Source organism: Micromonospora sp. NPDC050784 (genome assembly GCF_044456765.1).
Taxonomy (GTDB): domain Bacteria; phylum Actinomycetota; class Actinomycetes; order Mycobacteriales; family Micromonosporaceae; genus Micromonospora; species Micromonospora foliorum.
The window spans coordinates 173016-186595 of record NZ_JBITGG010000007.1; the positions used below are offsets into that span (position 1 = coordinate 173016).

The following is a 13580-nucleotide window of genomic DNA, read 5'->3' on the forward strand; positions in this document are numbered from 1 at the left end:
CAACCAGGCCGTCGCCGTGCGCTGGACTCACCGTAGGAGGGCCCGCGCTGTTCGCGGCCTCCGAACAGCGCGCGGAACGGTTCCGTACGACGGCGGGCGCCGGCATCCGTCCCGGACACCGGCGCCCGCGCGCTCAGCCGATGGTCTCCCGCTCCCGCCAGGCGGTACGCAGCGAGGTCCGGCCGTTGGTGCGCAGCAGCGACCCCTCGTACACCCGGGCGCCGGCGAGGAGGAACGCGCCGGCGGCGAGCAGCAGGATGACCAGCGAGACGATCGGCTCCCACCCGGCCGCGTCGCCGGTGAACAGCCGCAGCGGCATGGCCGTGGGTGACGAGAACGGCACGTAGGACAGCACCCGCATGGCGGTGGCGTTGTCGTTGAGGAAGATCACCGCGAAGAACGGCAGCATGACGGCGAGCTGCACCGGCGTCGACACGGCGGCGATGTCCTCCTGCCGGTTGGCCAGCGCGCCGGCCGCCGCCCACATGGCGGCGAGCAGCACGAAACCGATCAGGAAGAACGGCACGAACCAGCCGATCGCCGGGGCGAGCAGGGTGAGCAGACCTCCGCTGTCGCCGATCTGCAGCCCGATCACCGCCACCACCGCGATCAGGGCTATCTGCGCGAACGCCAGGATGGCCCCGGCCACCACCTTCCCGGCCAGCAGGGCCCGGACCGGCACGGCGGCCACCAGGATCTCCACGATCCGGGTCTGCTTCTCCTCGATGACGCTCTGCGCGATCTGCACACCGAACGTCTGTGAGGTGATGAAGAAGACGAACGCGAAGACGAACGGCACCAGGAACGCCACCACCGGGTCGACCGCGTCCGGGTCGAGCAGGCGTACGGCCGGCTGGGTGCTCAGGGCCTTCACCACGTCGTCGGGGGCCTCGTCCATGGCCAGGACGGCTGGTCCGGTGACCACCGCCGCGTCCACGTCGTCGTCGCGGACGGCCTGTTCGGCGGCCCGGTCGTCGGGGACGACCCGGACCTCCAGCCCGGCGGCGCGCAGCGGCGCGGCCACGCTCTCGGTCGCCGCCACTGTGGACGGGCCGCCGGAGAAGAGCGGCGGCAGGATGGTGCCCGCCGCGGCGATCAGCAGGAAGAACAGCGTGCCGAACAGGAAGGTGCGGTCGCGGAGCTTGACCCGGATCTCGCGTTCGGCGACCAGCCGGGTGGCCTGGGTGACGTTCACTGGGTGACCTCTCGGAAGATCTCGGTGAGCGAGGGGCTGACCGGGCGGAAGGCGCGGACCGGGCCGCGGGCGAGGGCCGCCCGCAGCACGGGCTGTTCGTCGGTGCCGGCCGGCAGGTCGAAGACCACGCGCGCGCCGTCCAGCTCGACCACTGTCACCCCGGGGTGGTCGCGTACCCAGCCGGCGTCCTGCTCCACGACCAGCTCGAAGCGGGGCACGGTGTACGAGTCGCGGAGCTGCTGCCGGCTGCCGGCGGCCCGGATCACCCCGTCCCCGATGATCACCAGGTCGTCGCAGAGGCGCTCCACGACGTCGAGCTGGTGACTGGAGAAGAGCACCGGCGCGCCGGCTGCGGCTCGTTCCCGTAGCACCGCCACGACGGTCTCCACGGCCAGCGGGTCGAGGCCGGAGAACGGTTCGTCGAGCACCAGCACCTCGGGGTCGTGCACCAGCGCGGCGGCGATCTGGGCGCGCTGCTGGTTGCCCAGCGACAGCGTCTCCAGCAGGTCGTCGCCGCGCTCACCGAGCCCGACCCGGTCCAGCAGAGCGTCGGTGGAACGCCGGGCGGCGGCGGCGTCCAACCCGTGCAGCCGGCCCAGGTAGGTCACCTGCTCGCGGGTGGTCATCTTGGGGTAGAGGCCCCGCTCCTCCGGCATGTAGCCGAAGCGCCGACGGTCCTGCCGGGTCAGCGTGGTGCCGCCCCAGCTCACCTCGCCGGCGTCGGGGGCGAGGACACCCAGGATGATCCGCATGGTGGTGGTCTTGCCGGCGCCGTTGGCGCCCACGAAACCGGTCATCCGACCGGCGGACACCTCGAAGGACACGTTCCTGAGCACCTGACGGTCGCCGAAGCTGCGGTCGACGCCGTCGAGGCGAAGCGTTCTGGTCACGCCTCCACGCTAGATCGAGTACGCCGCCGCGCCGTCCGCCCGACGGGTGAGCGGACGGGTCCACCTCGCGGCGGACGTCGGTCACCCGCCGGGCCGGACCACCCCGTTCTCGTACGCGAACACCACGGCCTGCACCCGGTCGCGCAGGCCGAGTTTGGCCAGTACCCGGCTCACGTGCGTCTTCACCGTCGCCTCGCCCAGGTGGATGGTCGCGGCGATCTCCGCGTTGCTCGACCCGGCGGCGAGTAACATCAGCACCTCCCGTTCGCGCGGGGTCAGCTCGGCCAGCGCGGCGTCGGCGTCCGGGCCGCGGTGGGCGGTGCCCGTCGGGTCGCCGGGTCGGGCGAAGGTGGAGATCACCCGGCGGGTGATCTCCGGGGCCAGTAGGCCGTCGCCCCTGGCCAGCACCCGGATCGCCTCGATCAGCTCCTCCGGCGTGCCGTTCTTGAGCAGGAAGCCGCTGGCGCCGGCCCGTAGCGCGGCGAACAGGTAGTCGTCGCGGTCGAAGGTCGTGAGGATCAGCACCGCGGGCGCCCCGGGGCCGGCGGCGACGATCTGCCGGGTGGCCTCCAGGCCGTCCATCCCGGGCATCTCCACATCCATGAGTACGACGTGGGGGCGGGTGGCCCGGGTCATGCTGACGGCCCGTTCGCCGTCGGCGGCCTCACCGACCACCTCGATGTCGTCCTCCACCTCGAGGATGACCCGGAAGCCGGTACGGACGAGGTGCTGGTCGTCGGCGAGTAGCACCCGGACGGTCGGGCCGGTGTCGGGTGCGTGCGGGGCTGCCGCGCTCATGCGGAGGGCTCCGCGCCGGCCGCCGCCTGGTGCCCGTCGCTCGACTCCCGCTGCGGGCCGACCGGGCGGTTCGCCGGGGCCGCGAGGGGGAAGCGGGCGCGTACCCGCCAGCCGCCGCCGGCCCGCGGCCCGGCCTCCAGGTCGCCGTCGTGGGCGGTGACCCGTTCGCGCATCCCGATCAGGCCCAACCCGACGGCGTTGGCCCGGCCACCGCCCCGCCCGTCGTCGGTCACGTCCACCTCCACCTCCCGGGCCAGGTACCGGACCCGCACGTCGAGCAGGGCGGCCTCGGCGTGCTTCAGGGTGTTGGTCACCGCCTCCTGCGTCACCCGGTAGGCCGTCTGGGACACCGATTCTGGCAACGCGACCGGGTCGCCGTACACCCCGAGGGTGGCCGTCAGCCCGGCGGCCCGAGCCCGCTCGACAAGCTCGTCGATCCGTTCGACGCCGCCGGCCGCCGGCGGCGCCGCGTCGGTGCCGGCGGAGGTCCGCAGCACGCCGAGCATCCGACGTAGCTCGTCGACGGCGGTGCGGGCGCTCTGCTCGATGGCGGTCAGTGCGGTGCGGGCCTTGCCCGGGTCGCGGTCGAACACCCGGCGGCAGGCGGACGCCTGCACGCCCATCACCGACACGTGGTGGGCGACCACGTCGTGCAGCTCCCGGGCGATCCGGACCCGTTCGCCGAGCACCGCCCGTTCCCGGGCCTCGGCCTGCGACCGGCGCAGGTCCTCGGCCTGGGCGCGCAGCTCGTGCTCGCGGCGCGCGGCCACCCACGCGGTCTCGCCGAAGAAGTACGCGAAACCGAAGACCAGCACGTTGAGCAGCACACCGTTGACCATCGCGGCGAGCACCGGGGGAACCGGCCCGACCGCGTCGGCGAAGGTGTCCTCCGGGATGTGGTCGATCATCACCGCGTAGTAGATCCCGAGCCAGGCGAACATCGTGGCGATCACGCCGATCCGCAGCCGGCGGGACAGTTGCCGGTCCTGCCCCCAGGCCCCGACGGTGTAAAGGGCACAGAACAGGGCCCAGGAGGAGAACTGGCTCTCCGGGGCCGAGCGCGCCTGCGCGGCGATGAACACCACCGCGACGACCAGCAGGGTCGCGGTCGGCCAGCGTCGTCGCCAGATCAGCGGGAGGGTCACCGCGACGGTCCAGAACAGCTGCTCCGGCCCGGACGGCGGTGGGCCCAGCAGGAACGCGCCGGTGCTACGGGCCAGGGTCAGACTGACCAACGCCAGCCCGGTCATCCCCAGGCCGATCCAGAGGTCGTTTCGGCGCTGCTCCGCCGTTGGACCCGGACGATGCCATTCCGGTCGCGGTGCCACGGTCATCCAGGAACGATGCCACGCCGCCCACCAGGCCCGCCGACCGGGCGGGCCACCGTGGTCACCACGACGGGCGACGGCCCGGCGCGGGGTACGCGCCGGGCCGTCGGGTCGGGGATCACTCACGCGGTCTGCCGCCGGGTCTTCAGGGCGGTGTCGATCAGGTCCCAGACCGCGACCACTGCCGCGCCCACCGCGATGGTCGCCCCGAGGACGTTGCGGTTGTCCGCGTCCGCCAGCCAGCTGAGCCGCTCGGCCAGGGCCGGGTTGAGCAGTCGGTCGGAGAGCGCCAGCCACATCAGCGGCACCGCGAACGCCAGGTTGAGCAGCGCCCTGGTCGCGAAGAGCGCCCAGGTCCAGTGCGCGATCCGGTACTTGACGATCTCGAGAACCACGCTGGCGGCCAGGACTACGATCAGCGCCGGCAGCCAGAACGACCAGAGCGCCGGGTCGAGGAGCGGGATGTTCTCGCCGTCGGTGTCGCGGACCCAGGACTGGTAGTGCTGGAACGGCAGGTACGCGATGGTCAGCACCAGCATGATCACCGATGCGACGGTGTCGGCGAGCGGGATGCCCCGGTGCGCCGGGGCGTCGGGCAGTTGGTCGACAGTCCAGCCCGGCAGGTCCACAGTCGTCTGGGAGCGCTCGATGATGGCGAAGGTCAGGGTGAGCCAGAAGGTGATCTGCACGGCCACCTGCAGGGCGACGACGATGCCCGGCCCGATGGCTCCGAAACCGCTGCCCTCGGCGACCTTGACGATGGCGACGATCGTGCCGACGAGCGCCGGGATGAAGCTGAGCAGCAGCTTCAGCAGCCGCAGCCAGACCAGGTAGTAGGTCGGGCCGATGAGCTGCAACCGGCGGTCGGCGTACCGGGCGGCCAGCTCGTCCGGGTTGCCCAGCTCGGTGAGCACCTCCCGTTCGGCAACGGTCGGGTCCGCGCCACCGCCGGTGCGATCGTCGATCATGTCCTCGATGGAGGCCCGCAGCTCGGTGGCGATCTCGTCGCGGCGCTGGGTGGGCACCGAGCGCAGGGTGGCGGCGAGGTAGCGGTCGGTCAGCGTGTTCATCGGTCGACTCCTTGGATCAGGCCGGTGATGGAGGTCTGCACGGCGGCGAGGTCGTCGAGGAGCCGGTTCAGCATCGACTCGCCCTCGTCGCTGGTCCGGTAGAACTTGCGCGGTCGGCTCTCTTCGGTGTTCCACTCGCTGGTGAGCAGCCCCTGGTCCTCCAGGCGGCGCAGCAGCGGGTAGAGGGTGTTGGCGTCGACCGGGAAGCCGTGGTCGCTGAGCCGTTGCAGCAGTGCGTAGCCGTAGTCCGGTCGGCGCAGCGCGACCAGGCTGGCCACCACGACGGTGCCTCGACGCAACTCCTGTAGGTGCGTCCGTAGAACGTCCTCGCTAACCATGTGTCACACCATACTGTGTGGCACACAGTGTTGTCTACGCCGACATCATCGTGTCCGCCCAACCTCCGTCCGACCTTCGTTCGTTCGATACGACATGCGGGGCGCCCGGCCGACACCGGACGCCCCGCACCTGGGGAAAGTCAGCAGGACCCGCCCTGCCGGAAGTTGCGCTCGACGAAGCTGGCCGGGCCGACCTGGAAGTAGCCCACGCCGGGCCGGATCGGGTGCCCGGTGAACAGCTCCACCCGCGACCCGACCCGGACCAGGTACGCCTCGGCGTCCCCCGCGTCGTTGCGGATCAGCGACCCCCGCCGGCCGTAGATCGCCTCCAACTCGTCGAAGGACATGCCGACCGAGGCACCGGCGGGGGACCGTGGCGGCGCGGTGGCCGTACCGACCTCCACCAGTCGCCCGTTGTGGAAGGCCAGCAGGAGCACGCCCGCCCAGGAGCCGGTCACGCCAGCGTGCACCACCCCGCCGCAGCCCGGCGCGGTCCAGTCGATGTGCCCGTTCGAGGTGAGCGCCGCCAGGCTGGCGCCGATGCGGTACACGCCGACGCCACGAACGCTGAGCACTTCCGGGTGGCTGTGCCCGACAGCGGTGGCGAGCGGGCCGCGCGCCGACGCGGCGCCGCCGGCCCGGGGTGCTGCCGCCGCCGGACCGGCGACGGTCGCCGGGACGAGCGTGCCGAGCGCCAACGCGGCGGTGGTGAGGAGGATCGCGGGACGGTTCATGATGGCTCCTTCGGTGATGGGTCTCCTGCCCTCTTAGTCACCGCGCCAGGGCCAACGGTTCGTCGGGATCCCGACCAACCCGGTCTACTGTGCAGAGAGACGCCGACCGACCGTGCTGGCCGGAGGTGACACGGTGACGGCTCCACTGCGGATCGGGCCCTACGCCATCGAGCGACTGCTCGGCGTCGGTTCGTTCGCGACGGTCTGGCTGGGCCACGACCGGGCGCTCGACGCGCACGTGGCGATCAAGGTGCTGGCCGAGAACTGGAGCCACGACCTGCGGGTCCGGGAACGCTTCCTCGACGAGGCCCGGTTGCTGCGTCGGCTGGAGCACGAACGGCTGATCCGGGTACACGCCGTCGGTGAGCTGCCCGACGGCCGCCCGTACGCGGTTCTGGCCTGGGCGGACGGGGGCAGCCTGCGGGACCGGCTGGCCGTTGGCGAGATCCCCGCGCCGGCGGCGCTGCGGCTGCTCGGCGAGGTCTGCGCCGGGGTCGCCGTGCTGCACCGGCACGGCGTCGTGCACCGCGATCTCACCCCGGGCAACATCCTGTTCCGTTCCGCCGGCCCCGGCGGCCCGGAACAGGTGCTGATCGCCGACCTCGGCCTCGCCAAGGCGCTGGCTGCCGCCTCCGGGCTGACCGCCCGGGCCGGCACCCCGGGCTACATGGCCCCGGAGCAGGACGATCCGGGCGCGGTGGTCGACACCCGCGCCGACGTGTACGGGCTCGGCCGGCTCGGCATCCGACTGCTCGCCGCCGACCCGTCGGGCGCGAACCCGACCGGGCCCGGTCCGCCTCGGCACGCCCCGGAGATCCGACTACGGGACGACGTGCCTGCGGCGGTCGCGGCGGTGCTCGCCCAGGCCACCGCCCACCGCCCGGCCGACCGCTACGCCGACGCCACGACCCTGCACGCCGCGCTGACCCGCGCGGGCGGCCCGGTCGCGGGGACCGGCGGGAGCGGCCTGACGGGGCGGCCGGTCGCGTCGACGGGCGGGAGCGCCCCGGCGGCGAGTCCCGGGCGCCGCCGGCCGTCACCTCGGCCGGCGGCCGGCCGCCCGTACCGGATGCGGCTGGCCGGGGTCGCGGTCGTGGCCGCCGTGGCGGTGGGTGCGGTGGGCGCCGAGTCCGGTGGCGCCGGGTTGGCTCGGCCGGTCGGCGGCACGTACACGGCCGGGCCGCTGACCGTGGCGTTGCCGCCGGGCTGGTCCGCCACGGGTGCCACCTGGGCCGGTCAGTACGGTGCCGACGGTGAACCCGAGCCGGCGCTGGTGATGTCGCCGGAGCCCCGCCGGTGGGCCGTCGACCCCCGACTGCCGGGCGCGTTCGTGGGTCTCTCCGCCACCACGGCGGCACGCACCACGCCGGCCGGGTTCCTGGCCGAGCGCACGCACGGCGACTGCGCGTCCGCGCCGGCCCGCGTCACCGGGCAGGCGGGCGTCGAGTGGACCGTGGTGGCGTACCGCTGCGACCGGGGTCGGCCGCAGATCATCGAGTCGGCCGCCCAGCACCCCGGCCGACCCGCAGTGGTGTACGTGCAGATCGCCCCTCCAGCGGACAGCGGACCCGCCTTCGTGGACACCCTGCTCGCCGGCGTACGCCTGCGGTAGGTGCGGCCGAACCCGCCCTAGCGGACCACCACGGTGATGGTGTGTTCACGGCCGTCCTTGGGGATCGTCACCGCGACGGTGCCGGCGCGGACGAAGCGGATGTCCACCACGCCCGCCTCGTACTGCTGGGAGACCAACTCCGGGCGGTCCACGGTGACGAGCCCCGGCCCGATGCCCTGGATGCGCAGCACCGCGCCGGTGGCGAAGCAGAGCGATTTCAGCAGCTCGATCTCGGTCTCGGCGAGCGGCAGGTCGTAGCGGACCGCGCCCTGACAGGCCGGGGTCGCGTCGGGCGGGGGAGTCGTTCGGGGCGTACCCCTGGTTCTGGTGGGTGCGGGCGGTGGTGCGGCCGGGCGCGCGCTGGTCGGCGGCGGTCGGAACGGCGACCCGGTCGGCGCGGCGATCGCGGAGATCGTGGGGATCGCGGTGGGGGTCGGCATCGAACGGGTTGGCCCGGGCGGTTGGACGGGCAGGGGCGAGACGGCGTCGGCGCCGCCGCAGCCGGAGACCGCCACGGTGACCGCGAGAACGACCACGACCCGGCGGAACGACGGGCGGCTCACTCGGCGCCGAGCCGTTGCCGGACCTGCCGCCGGGCCAGGTGCAACCGGGACTTCACCGTGCCCAGCGGTAGGTCGAGCAGAGCGGCGATCTCGGGGTAGCTGAGCCCGAGGACATCGCGCAGGGCGACCACCTCGGCGAGGTCGGGGTGGACCGAGTCGAAGGCGTCGAGCAGGTCGAGGCGGGTGCCCGCCACCACGCTGGTCCGTCGGGGGTCGGCCTGGTCGGGCAGCGGTACGCCGCCGGCCTCCAATCGGCAGCGGCGGCGCAGCGTGCGGTACGTCGAGCGGGCCCGGTTGGCGGTCAGCCGGTGCAGCCAGGTGCGGAACGAGGAGCGCCCCTCGAACCGGCCGATGCCGCCGGCCAGCGCCAGCAGCGTGTCCTGGCAGGCCTCTTCGGCGTCCTCCCGACTGGGCAGGAATCGGGCGCACAGCCGCAGCACCTCCGGGCGCACCGCGACCAGCAGGGCGTTCAGCGCGGCCGGGTCGCCGTGCGCGGCGGCGCGGGCCAGCGCGTCGATGTCGTCCGCGTCGGGCATGCCGGGTGTCCAATGCTCGCCGGTGCCGATCCCTGAGCGTACGACCGGTGCCGCCGCAGCGGCCCCGTACCGTCCGACACCCGACGCGCGCGCTACTCGAAGCGGGACACGTCCCCGGCACCCCGGCGCAGGATTTCCGGCTCGGGCCCGGACAGGTCGATCACGGTCGTCGGCTCCTTGCCGCAGTCGCCGGCGTCGAGCACCGCGTCGAGCTGGTGGTCGAGCCGTTCCTTGATCTCCCAGCCCTGGGTCATCGGCTCCTCGTCGCCGGGCAGGACCAGCGTGCTGGACACCAGCGGCTCGGCCAGCTCGGCCAGCAGCGCCTGGGTGACGGTGTGCCGGGGCACCCGCACGCCGACGGTCCGCTTCTTCGGGTGCAGCATCCGGCGGGGCACCTCCCGCGTGGCCGGCAGGATGAACGTGTAACTGCCCGGGGTGGACGCCTTCACCAGGCGAAAGACCGCGTTGCTGATCTGCACGAACTGACCGAGCTGCGCGAAGTCGTGGCAGACCAGCGTGAAGTGGTGCCGATCGTCGAGGTGCCGGATCTGCCGGATCCGGTCCAGCCCGTCCTGGTTGCCCAGTTGGGTGCCGAGCGCGTAGCAGGAGTCCGTCGGGTAGGCGACCAGCCCACCACCGCGGATCAGGTCGGCGACCTGCCCGATGACCCGGGGCTGTGGGTTCTCCGGGTGTACGTCGTAGTACCTCGCCATCCTCCGAGCCTAGGCCCACACGGGGACGATCAGGAGACGAGGGCCACCCTCGGCGCGGACGGTGGAGCCGCCGAGATCACCTCGGTAGGGTAGGTCCCGGTCGGCTCCGACCAACAAGATCCACACCGCCGGGGGGCGCCACGCATGGCTGATTCGTTCGCGCATCTGCACGTGCACACCGAGTACTCGATGCTCGACGGAGCGGCCCGACTGAAGGACCTGTTCGCCGAGGCCAAGCGGCTGGGCATGCCCGCTGTGGCGATCACCGACCACGGCAACATGCACGGCGCGAACGACTTCTACAACCAGGCGATGGCCGCCGGGATCACCCCGATCCTGGGCGTCGAGGCGTACGTGGCGCCGGAGTCGCGCTATCACAAGGCACGGGTCAAGTGGGGTCGCCCGGAGCAGAAGAGCGACGACATCTCCGGTAACGGCGCGATCACCCACAAGACCATGTGGGCGAAGAACGCGCAGGGCCTGAAGAACCTCTTCACCCTCAACTCGCGCGCCTCCATGGAGGGGCACTACGTCAAGTGGCCCCGGATGGACATGGAGCTGATCGCCGAGCACGCCGAGGGCATCATGGCCACCACCGGCTGCCCGTCCGGTGCGGTGCAGACCCGGCTGCGGCTGGGCCAGTTCGACGAGGCTCTCAAGGTCGCCGCCAGCTACCAGGACATCTTCGGCAAGGACAACTACTTCCTGGAGATCATGGATCACGGCCTCTCCATCGAGAGCCGGGTCCGCGAAGGGCTCACCGAGATCGCCCGCAAACTGGACATCCCGCCGGTGGTCACGAACGACTCGCACTACACCCACGAGGCGCAGGCCACCGCCCACGACGTGCTGCTCTGTGTGCAGACCGGCAGCAACATCGACGACCCCAACCGGTTCCGGTTCGAGGGCGGCGGCTACTTCATCAAGAGCGCCGACCAGATGCGCGCGGTGGACTCGTCCGAACTGTGGCAGGAGGGCTGCCGCAACACCCTGCTGGTCGCCGAGAAGGTCGACCCGGCCGGGATGTTCGAGTTCCACAACCTGATGCCGCGCTTCCCGGTCCCGGAGGGGGAGACCGAGGAGTCCTGGTTCCGCAAGGAAACCTTCGCCGGCCTGGCCCGCCGCTACCCGAACGGCATCCCGGAGGGGCACGTCGTCCAGGCGGAGTACGAGCTCGGCGTGATCAACCAGATGGGCTTCCCGTCCTACTTCCTCGTGGTCGCCGACTTCATCCAGTGGGCGAAGAACCAGGGCATCGCGGTGGGCCCGGGCCGTGGTTCGGCCGCCGGGTCGCTCGTCGCGTACGCGCTGGGCATCACCGACCTGGACCCGATCCAGCACGGTCTGATCTTCGAGCGGTTCCTCAACCCCGAGCGGGTCTCGATGCCGGATGTCGACATCGACTTCGACGAGCGTCGGCGCGGTGAGGTGATCAAGTACGTCACCGACAAGTGGGGCGACGACAAGGTCGCCCAGATCGCCACCTTCGGCACGATCAAGGCGAAGGCCGCGATCAAGGACTCGGCCCGGGTCCTCGGCTTCCCGTACGCGGTCGGCGACCGGATCACCAAGGCCATGCCACCGGCGGTGATGGGCAAGGACATCCCGCTCACCGGCATCTTCGACAACAAGCACCCCCGCTACGCCGAGGCGGGCGAGATCCGCGGCCTGTACGACTCCGACCCGGACGTCCGCAAGGTGATCGACACGGCCAAGGGCATCGAGGGGCTGATCCGGCAGACCGGTGTGCACGCCGCCGGCGTCATCATGTCCGCCGAGCCGATCATCGAGCACATCCCGTTGATGCGCCGCGACGCCGACGGGGCGATCATCACGCAGTTCGACTACCCGACCTGCGAGTCGCTCGGGCTGCTGAAGATGGACTTCCTCGGCCTGCGCAACCTGACGATCATCGACGACGCGGTCAAGAACATCGAGCTGAACCACGGCCGCAAGCTCGACCTGCTGGGCCTGCCGCTCGACGACAAGGCCGCGTACGAGCTGCTGGCCCGCGGTGACACCCTGGGCGTGTTCCAGCTCGACGGTGGGCCGATGCGGTCGCTGCTGCGGTTGATGAAGCCGGACAACTTCGAGGACATCTCCGCCGTCCTGGCCCTGTACCGACCCGGTCCGATGGGCGTCGACTCGCACACCAACTACGCGCTGCGCAAGAACGGCCTCCAGGAGATCACCCCGATCCACCCGGAGCTGGAGGAGCCGCTGCGGGAGATCCTGGAGCCCACCCACGGCCTGATCGTCTACCAGGAGCAGGTGCAGCGCGCCGCGCAGATCCTCGCCGGCTACACCCTCGGTCAGGCGGACCTGCTGCGCCGGGCCATGGGTAAGAAGAAGAAGGAGATCCTCGACAAGGAGTTCATCCCGTTCCGGGACGGCTGTCGCGAGCGCGGCTACTCCGACGAGGCGATCCAGGCGGTGTGGGACGTCCTGGTGCCGTTCGCCGGGTACGCCTTCAACAAGGCGCACTCCGCCGCGTACGGCCTGGTCTCCTACTGGACGGCGTACCTGAAGGCGCACTACCCGGCCGAGTACATGGCCGGGTTGCTGACCAGCGTCGGCGACGACAAGGACAAGATGGCGCTCTACCTGTCCGAGTGTCGCCGGATGCGCATCCAGGTGCTGCCACCGGACGTGAACACCTCGGCCGGGCCGTTCACCCCGGTCGGCAAGGACATCCGCTTCGGCCTCGCCGCCGTGCGTAACGTCGGGGCGAACGTGGTCGCCTCGATCATGCGCTGCCGCGAGGAGAAGGGCGAGTACGCCGACTTCTACGACTTCCTGTCCAAGGTGGACGCGGTGGTCTGCAACAAGAAGACAATCGAATCGCTGATCAAGGCGGGCGCGTTCGACTCCCTCGACCACCCCCGCAAGGGCCTTCTCGCGGTGCACGCCGACGCGATCGACGCGTACGCCGACGTCAAGCGCAAGGAGGCCGTCGGCCAGTACGACCTGTTCGGCGCCGGCTTCGGTGACGCCGACACCGGCAGCACCACTGTGATGCCGACCATCGGCGACAGCGAGTGGGACAAGCGCGACAAGCTGGCCTTCGAACGGGAGATGCTCGGCCTGTACGTCTCCGACCACCCGCTGTTCGGCCTGGAGCACATCCTCAACGCGGCAGCCGACACCACGATCGCCTCCCTGGCCGAGGAGGGCGCGGTGCCCGACGGGGCGGTCGTCACCCTCGCCGGCATCCTCTCCGGGGTGCAGCGCCGGGTCACCAAGCAGGGTCGAGCCTGGGCGTCGGCCACCCTGGAGGACCTGGCCGGTGGGGTGGAGACCCTGTTCTTCCCGAACACGTACGAGGTGATCGGGCAGTACATCGCCGAGGACGCCATCGTGGTGGTCAAGGGTCGGGTGGACCGCCGCGACGACACCCCACGGATCATGGCGATGGACATGTCCATGCCGGATGTCAGCACCAGCGCCACCAACAAGCCGGTCACCCTCACCATCCCGGTGCACCGCTGCACACCACCGCTGGTGGAGAAACTCAAGGAAACCCTGGTGCTGCACCCCGGCGACACCGAGGTGCACGTCAAACTCCAGAACGGCGGGCGCACCACCACCCTGCGGCTGGGCCCGTTCCGGGTGGCGGCGACGACCGCGCTGATGGGTGACCTGAAGAGCGTCCTCGGCCCGGCCAACGTGAGCTGAGTGGGCCTCGGTGCGGCCGGCGGGCGCCGGCCGGACCGCCCAGCACACCCCCCGGCGGGGGCGCTGATATACCCGAGCTGGCCGTCGGCCACCCCCAACCACCCCGTCACCCCGAACTCGGGGCGGCA

Annotated in this window: 12 protein-coding genes; 2 read left to right on the plus strand and 10 right to left on the minus strand. The window is 71.7% G+C overall.

What is annotated here, in order from left to right; genetic code table 11:
* Positions 1-133: 133 nt before the first annotated feature.
* From ACIBD9_RS12240 to ACIBD9_RS12270, 7 genes are all read right to left on the minus strand, one after another.
* Complete coding sequence (locus ACIBD9_RS12240) at positions 134-1195, minus strand: ABC transporter permease (RefSeq protein ID WP_396716955.1); 1062 nt, start codon at positions 1193-1195, stop codon at positions 134-136.
* A complete protein-coding gene (locus ACIBD9_RS12245; protein ID WP_387175447.1) occupies positions 1192-2085 on the minus strand; it encodes an ABC transporter ATP-binding protein in 894 nt (297 codons plus the stop codon). The genes ACIBD9_RS12240 and ACIBD9_RS12245 overlap by 4 nt, the downstream gene beginning before the upstream one ends.
* An 81-nt stretch (positions 2086-2166) precedes the next feature.
* Positions 2167-2883, minus strand: a complete 717-nt coding sequence (locus tag ACIBD9_RS12250) for a response regulator (RefSeq protein ID WP_396716957.1) — start codon at positions 2881-2883, stop codon at positions 2167-2169.
* A complete protein-coding gene (locus ACIBD9_RS12255; protein WP_396716959.1) occupies positions 2880-4217 on the minus strand; it encodes a sensor histidine kinase in 1338 nt (445 codons plus the stop codon). Before ACIBD9_RS12255 ends, ACIBD9_RS12250 begins: the two co-directional genes overlap by 4 nt.
* Positions 4218-4333: 116 nt before the next feature.
* The gene (locus ACIBD9_RS12260; RefSeq protein ID WP_396716961.1) at positions 4334-5281 is read right to left on the minus strand and encodes a permease prefix domain 1-containing protein; all 948 of its coding nucleotides are present in this window, start codon (positions 5279-5281) and stop codon (positions 4334-4336) included.
* Positions 5278-5619: a PadR family transcriptional regulator gene (locus tag ACIBD9_RS12265; RefSeq protein WP_091401756.1), complete on the minus strand. Its 342-nt coding sequence runs from the start codon at positions 5617-5619 to the stop codon at positions 5278-5280. The genes ACIBD9_RS12260 and ACIBD9_RS12265 overlap by 4 nt, the downstream gene beginning before the upstream one ends.
* A gap of 140 nt (positions 5620-5759) precedes the next feature.
* A complete protein-coding gene (locus ACIBD9_RS12270) occupies positions 5760-6353 on the minus strand; it encodes a hypothetical protein (RefSeq protein WP_396716964.1) in 594 nt (197 codons plus the stop codon).
* Positions 6354-6486: 133 nt separating this feature from the next.
* Between ACIBD9_RS12270 and ACIBD9_RS12275 the strand changes: the two genes are divergently transcribed.
* On the plus strand, positions 6487-7965 hold the full coding sequence (locus tag ACIBD9_RS12275) for a serine/threonine-protein kinase (protein WP_396716966.1): 1479 nt from the start codon (positions 6487-6489) through the stop codon (positions 7963-7965).
* A gap of 17 nt (positions 7966-7982) precedes the next feature.
* Here the strand turns inward: ACIBD9_RS12275 and ACIBD9_RS12280 are convergent, their stop codons facing one another.
* The 3 genes from ACIBD9_RS12280 to ACIBD9_RS12290 form a co-directional block, all read right to left on the minus strand.
* The gene (locus ACIBD9_RS12280) at positions 7983-8528 is read right to left on the minus strand and encodes a hypothetical protein (RefSeq protein WP_396716968.1); all 546 of its coding nucleotides are present in this window, start codon (positions 8526-8528) and stop codon (positions 7983-7985) included.
* The gene (locus ACIBD9_RS12285; protein WP_396716970.1) at positions 8525-9064 is read right to left on the minus strand and encodes an RNA polymerase sigma factor; all 540 of its coding nucleotides are present in this window, start codon (positions 9062-9064) and stop codon (positions 8525-8527) included. Before ACIBD9_RS12285 ends, ACIBD9_RS12280 begins: the two co-directional genes overlap by 4 nt.
* A gap of 92 nt (positions 9065-9156) precedes the next feature.
* Positions 9157-9777, minus strand: a complete 621-nt coding sequence (locus ACIBD9_RS12290) for an L-threonylcarbamoyladenylate synthase (protein ID WP_396716972.1) — start codon at positions 9775-9777, stop codon at positions 9157-9159.
* A 144-nt stretch (positions 9778-9921) separates the two neighbouring features.
* Here ACIBD9_RS12290 and dnaE point away from each other — a divergent pair, with 144 nt between their 5' ends.
* Positions 9922-13452: a DNA polymerase III subunit alpha gene (dnaE, locus tag ACIBD9_RS12295; protein WP_396716973.1), complete on the plus strand. Its 3531-nt coding sequence runs from the start codon at positions 9922-9924 to the stop codon at positions 13450-13452.
* Positions 13453-13580 lie beyond the last annotated feature (128 nt).

What these genes read in the sequence shown, in the direction of transcription:
- ACIBD9_RS12260 (WP_396716961.1), bottom strand. Translation starts at nt 5,281, where the DNA reads ATGAACACGCTGACCGACCGCTACCTCGCCGCCACCCTGCGCTCGGTG.
- ACIBD9_RS12290 (WP_396716972.1), bottom strand. Translation starts at nt 9,777, where the DNA reads ATGGCGAGGTACTACGACGTACACCCGGAGAACCCACAGCCCCGGGTC.
- ACIBD9_RS12250 (WP_396716957.1), bottom strand. Translation starts at nt 2,883, where the DNA reads ATGAGCGCGGCAGCCCCGCACGCACCCGACACCGGCCCGACCGTCCGG.
- ACIBD9_RS12265 (WP_091401756.1), bottom strand. Translation starts at nt 5,619, where the DNA reads ATGGTTAGCGAGGACGTTCTACGGACGCACCTACAGGAGTTGCGTCGA.
- ACIBD9_RS12255 (WP_396716959.1), bottom strand. Translation starts at nt 4,217, where the DNA reads ATGACCGTGGCACCGCGACCGGAATGGCATCGTCCGGGTCCAACGGCG.
- ACIBD9_RS12285 (WP_396716970.1), bottom strand. Translation starts at nt 9,064, where the DNA reads ATGCCCGACGCGGACGACATCGACGCGCTGGCCCGCGCCGCCGCGCAC.
- dnaE (WP_396716973.1), top strand. Translation starts at nt 9,922, where the DNA reads ATGGCTGATTCGTTCGCGCATCTGCACGTGCACACCGAGTACTCGATG.
- ACIBD9_RS12270 (WP_396716964.1), bottom strand. Translation starts at nt 6,353, where the DNA reads ATGAACCGTCCCGCGATCCTCCTCACCACCGCCGCGTTGGCGCTCGGC.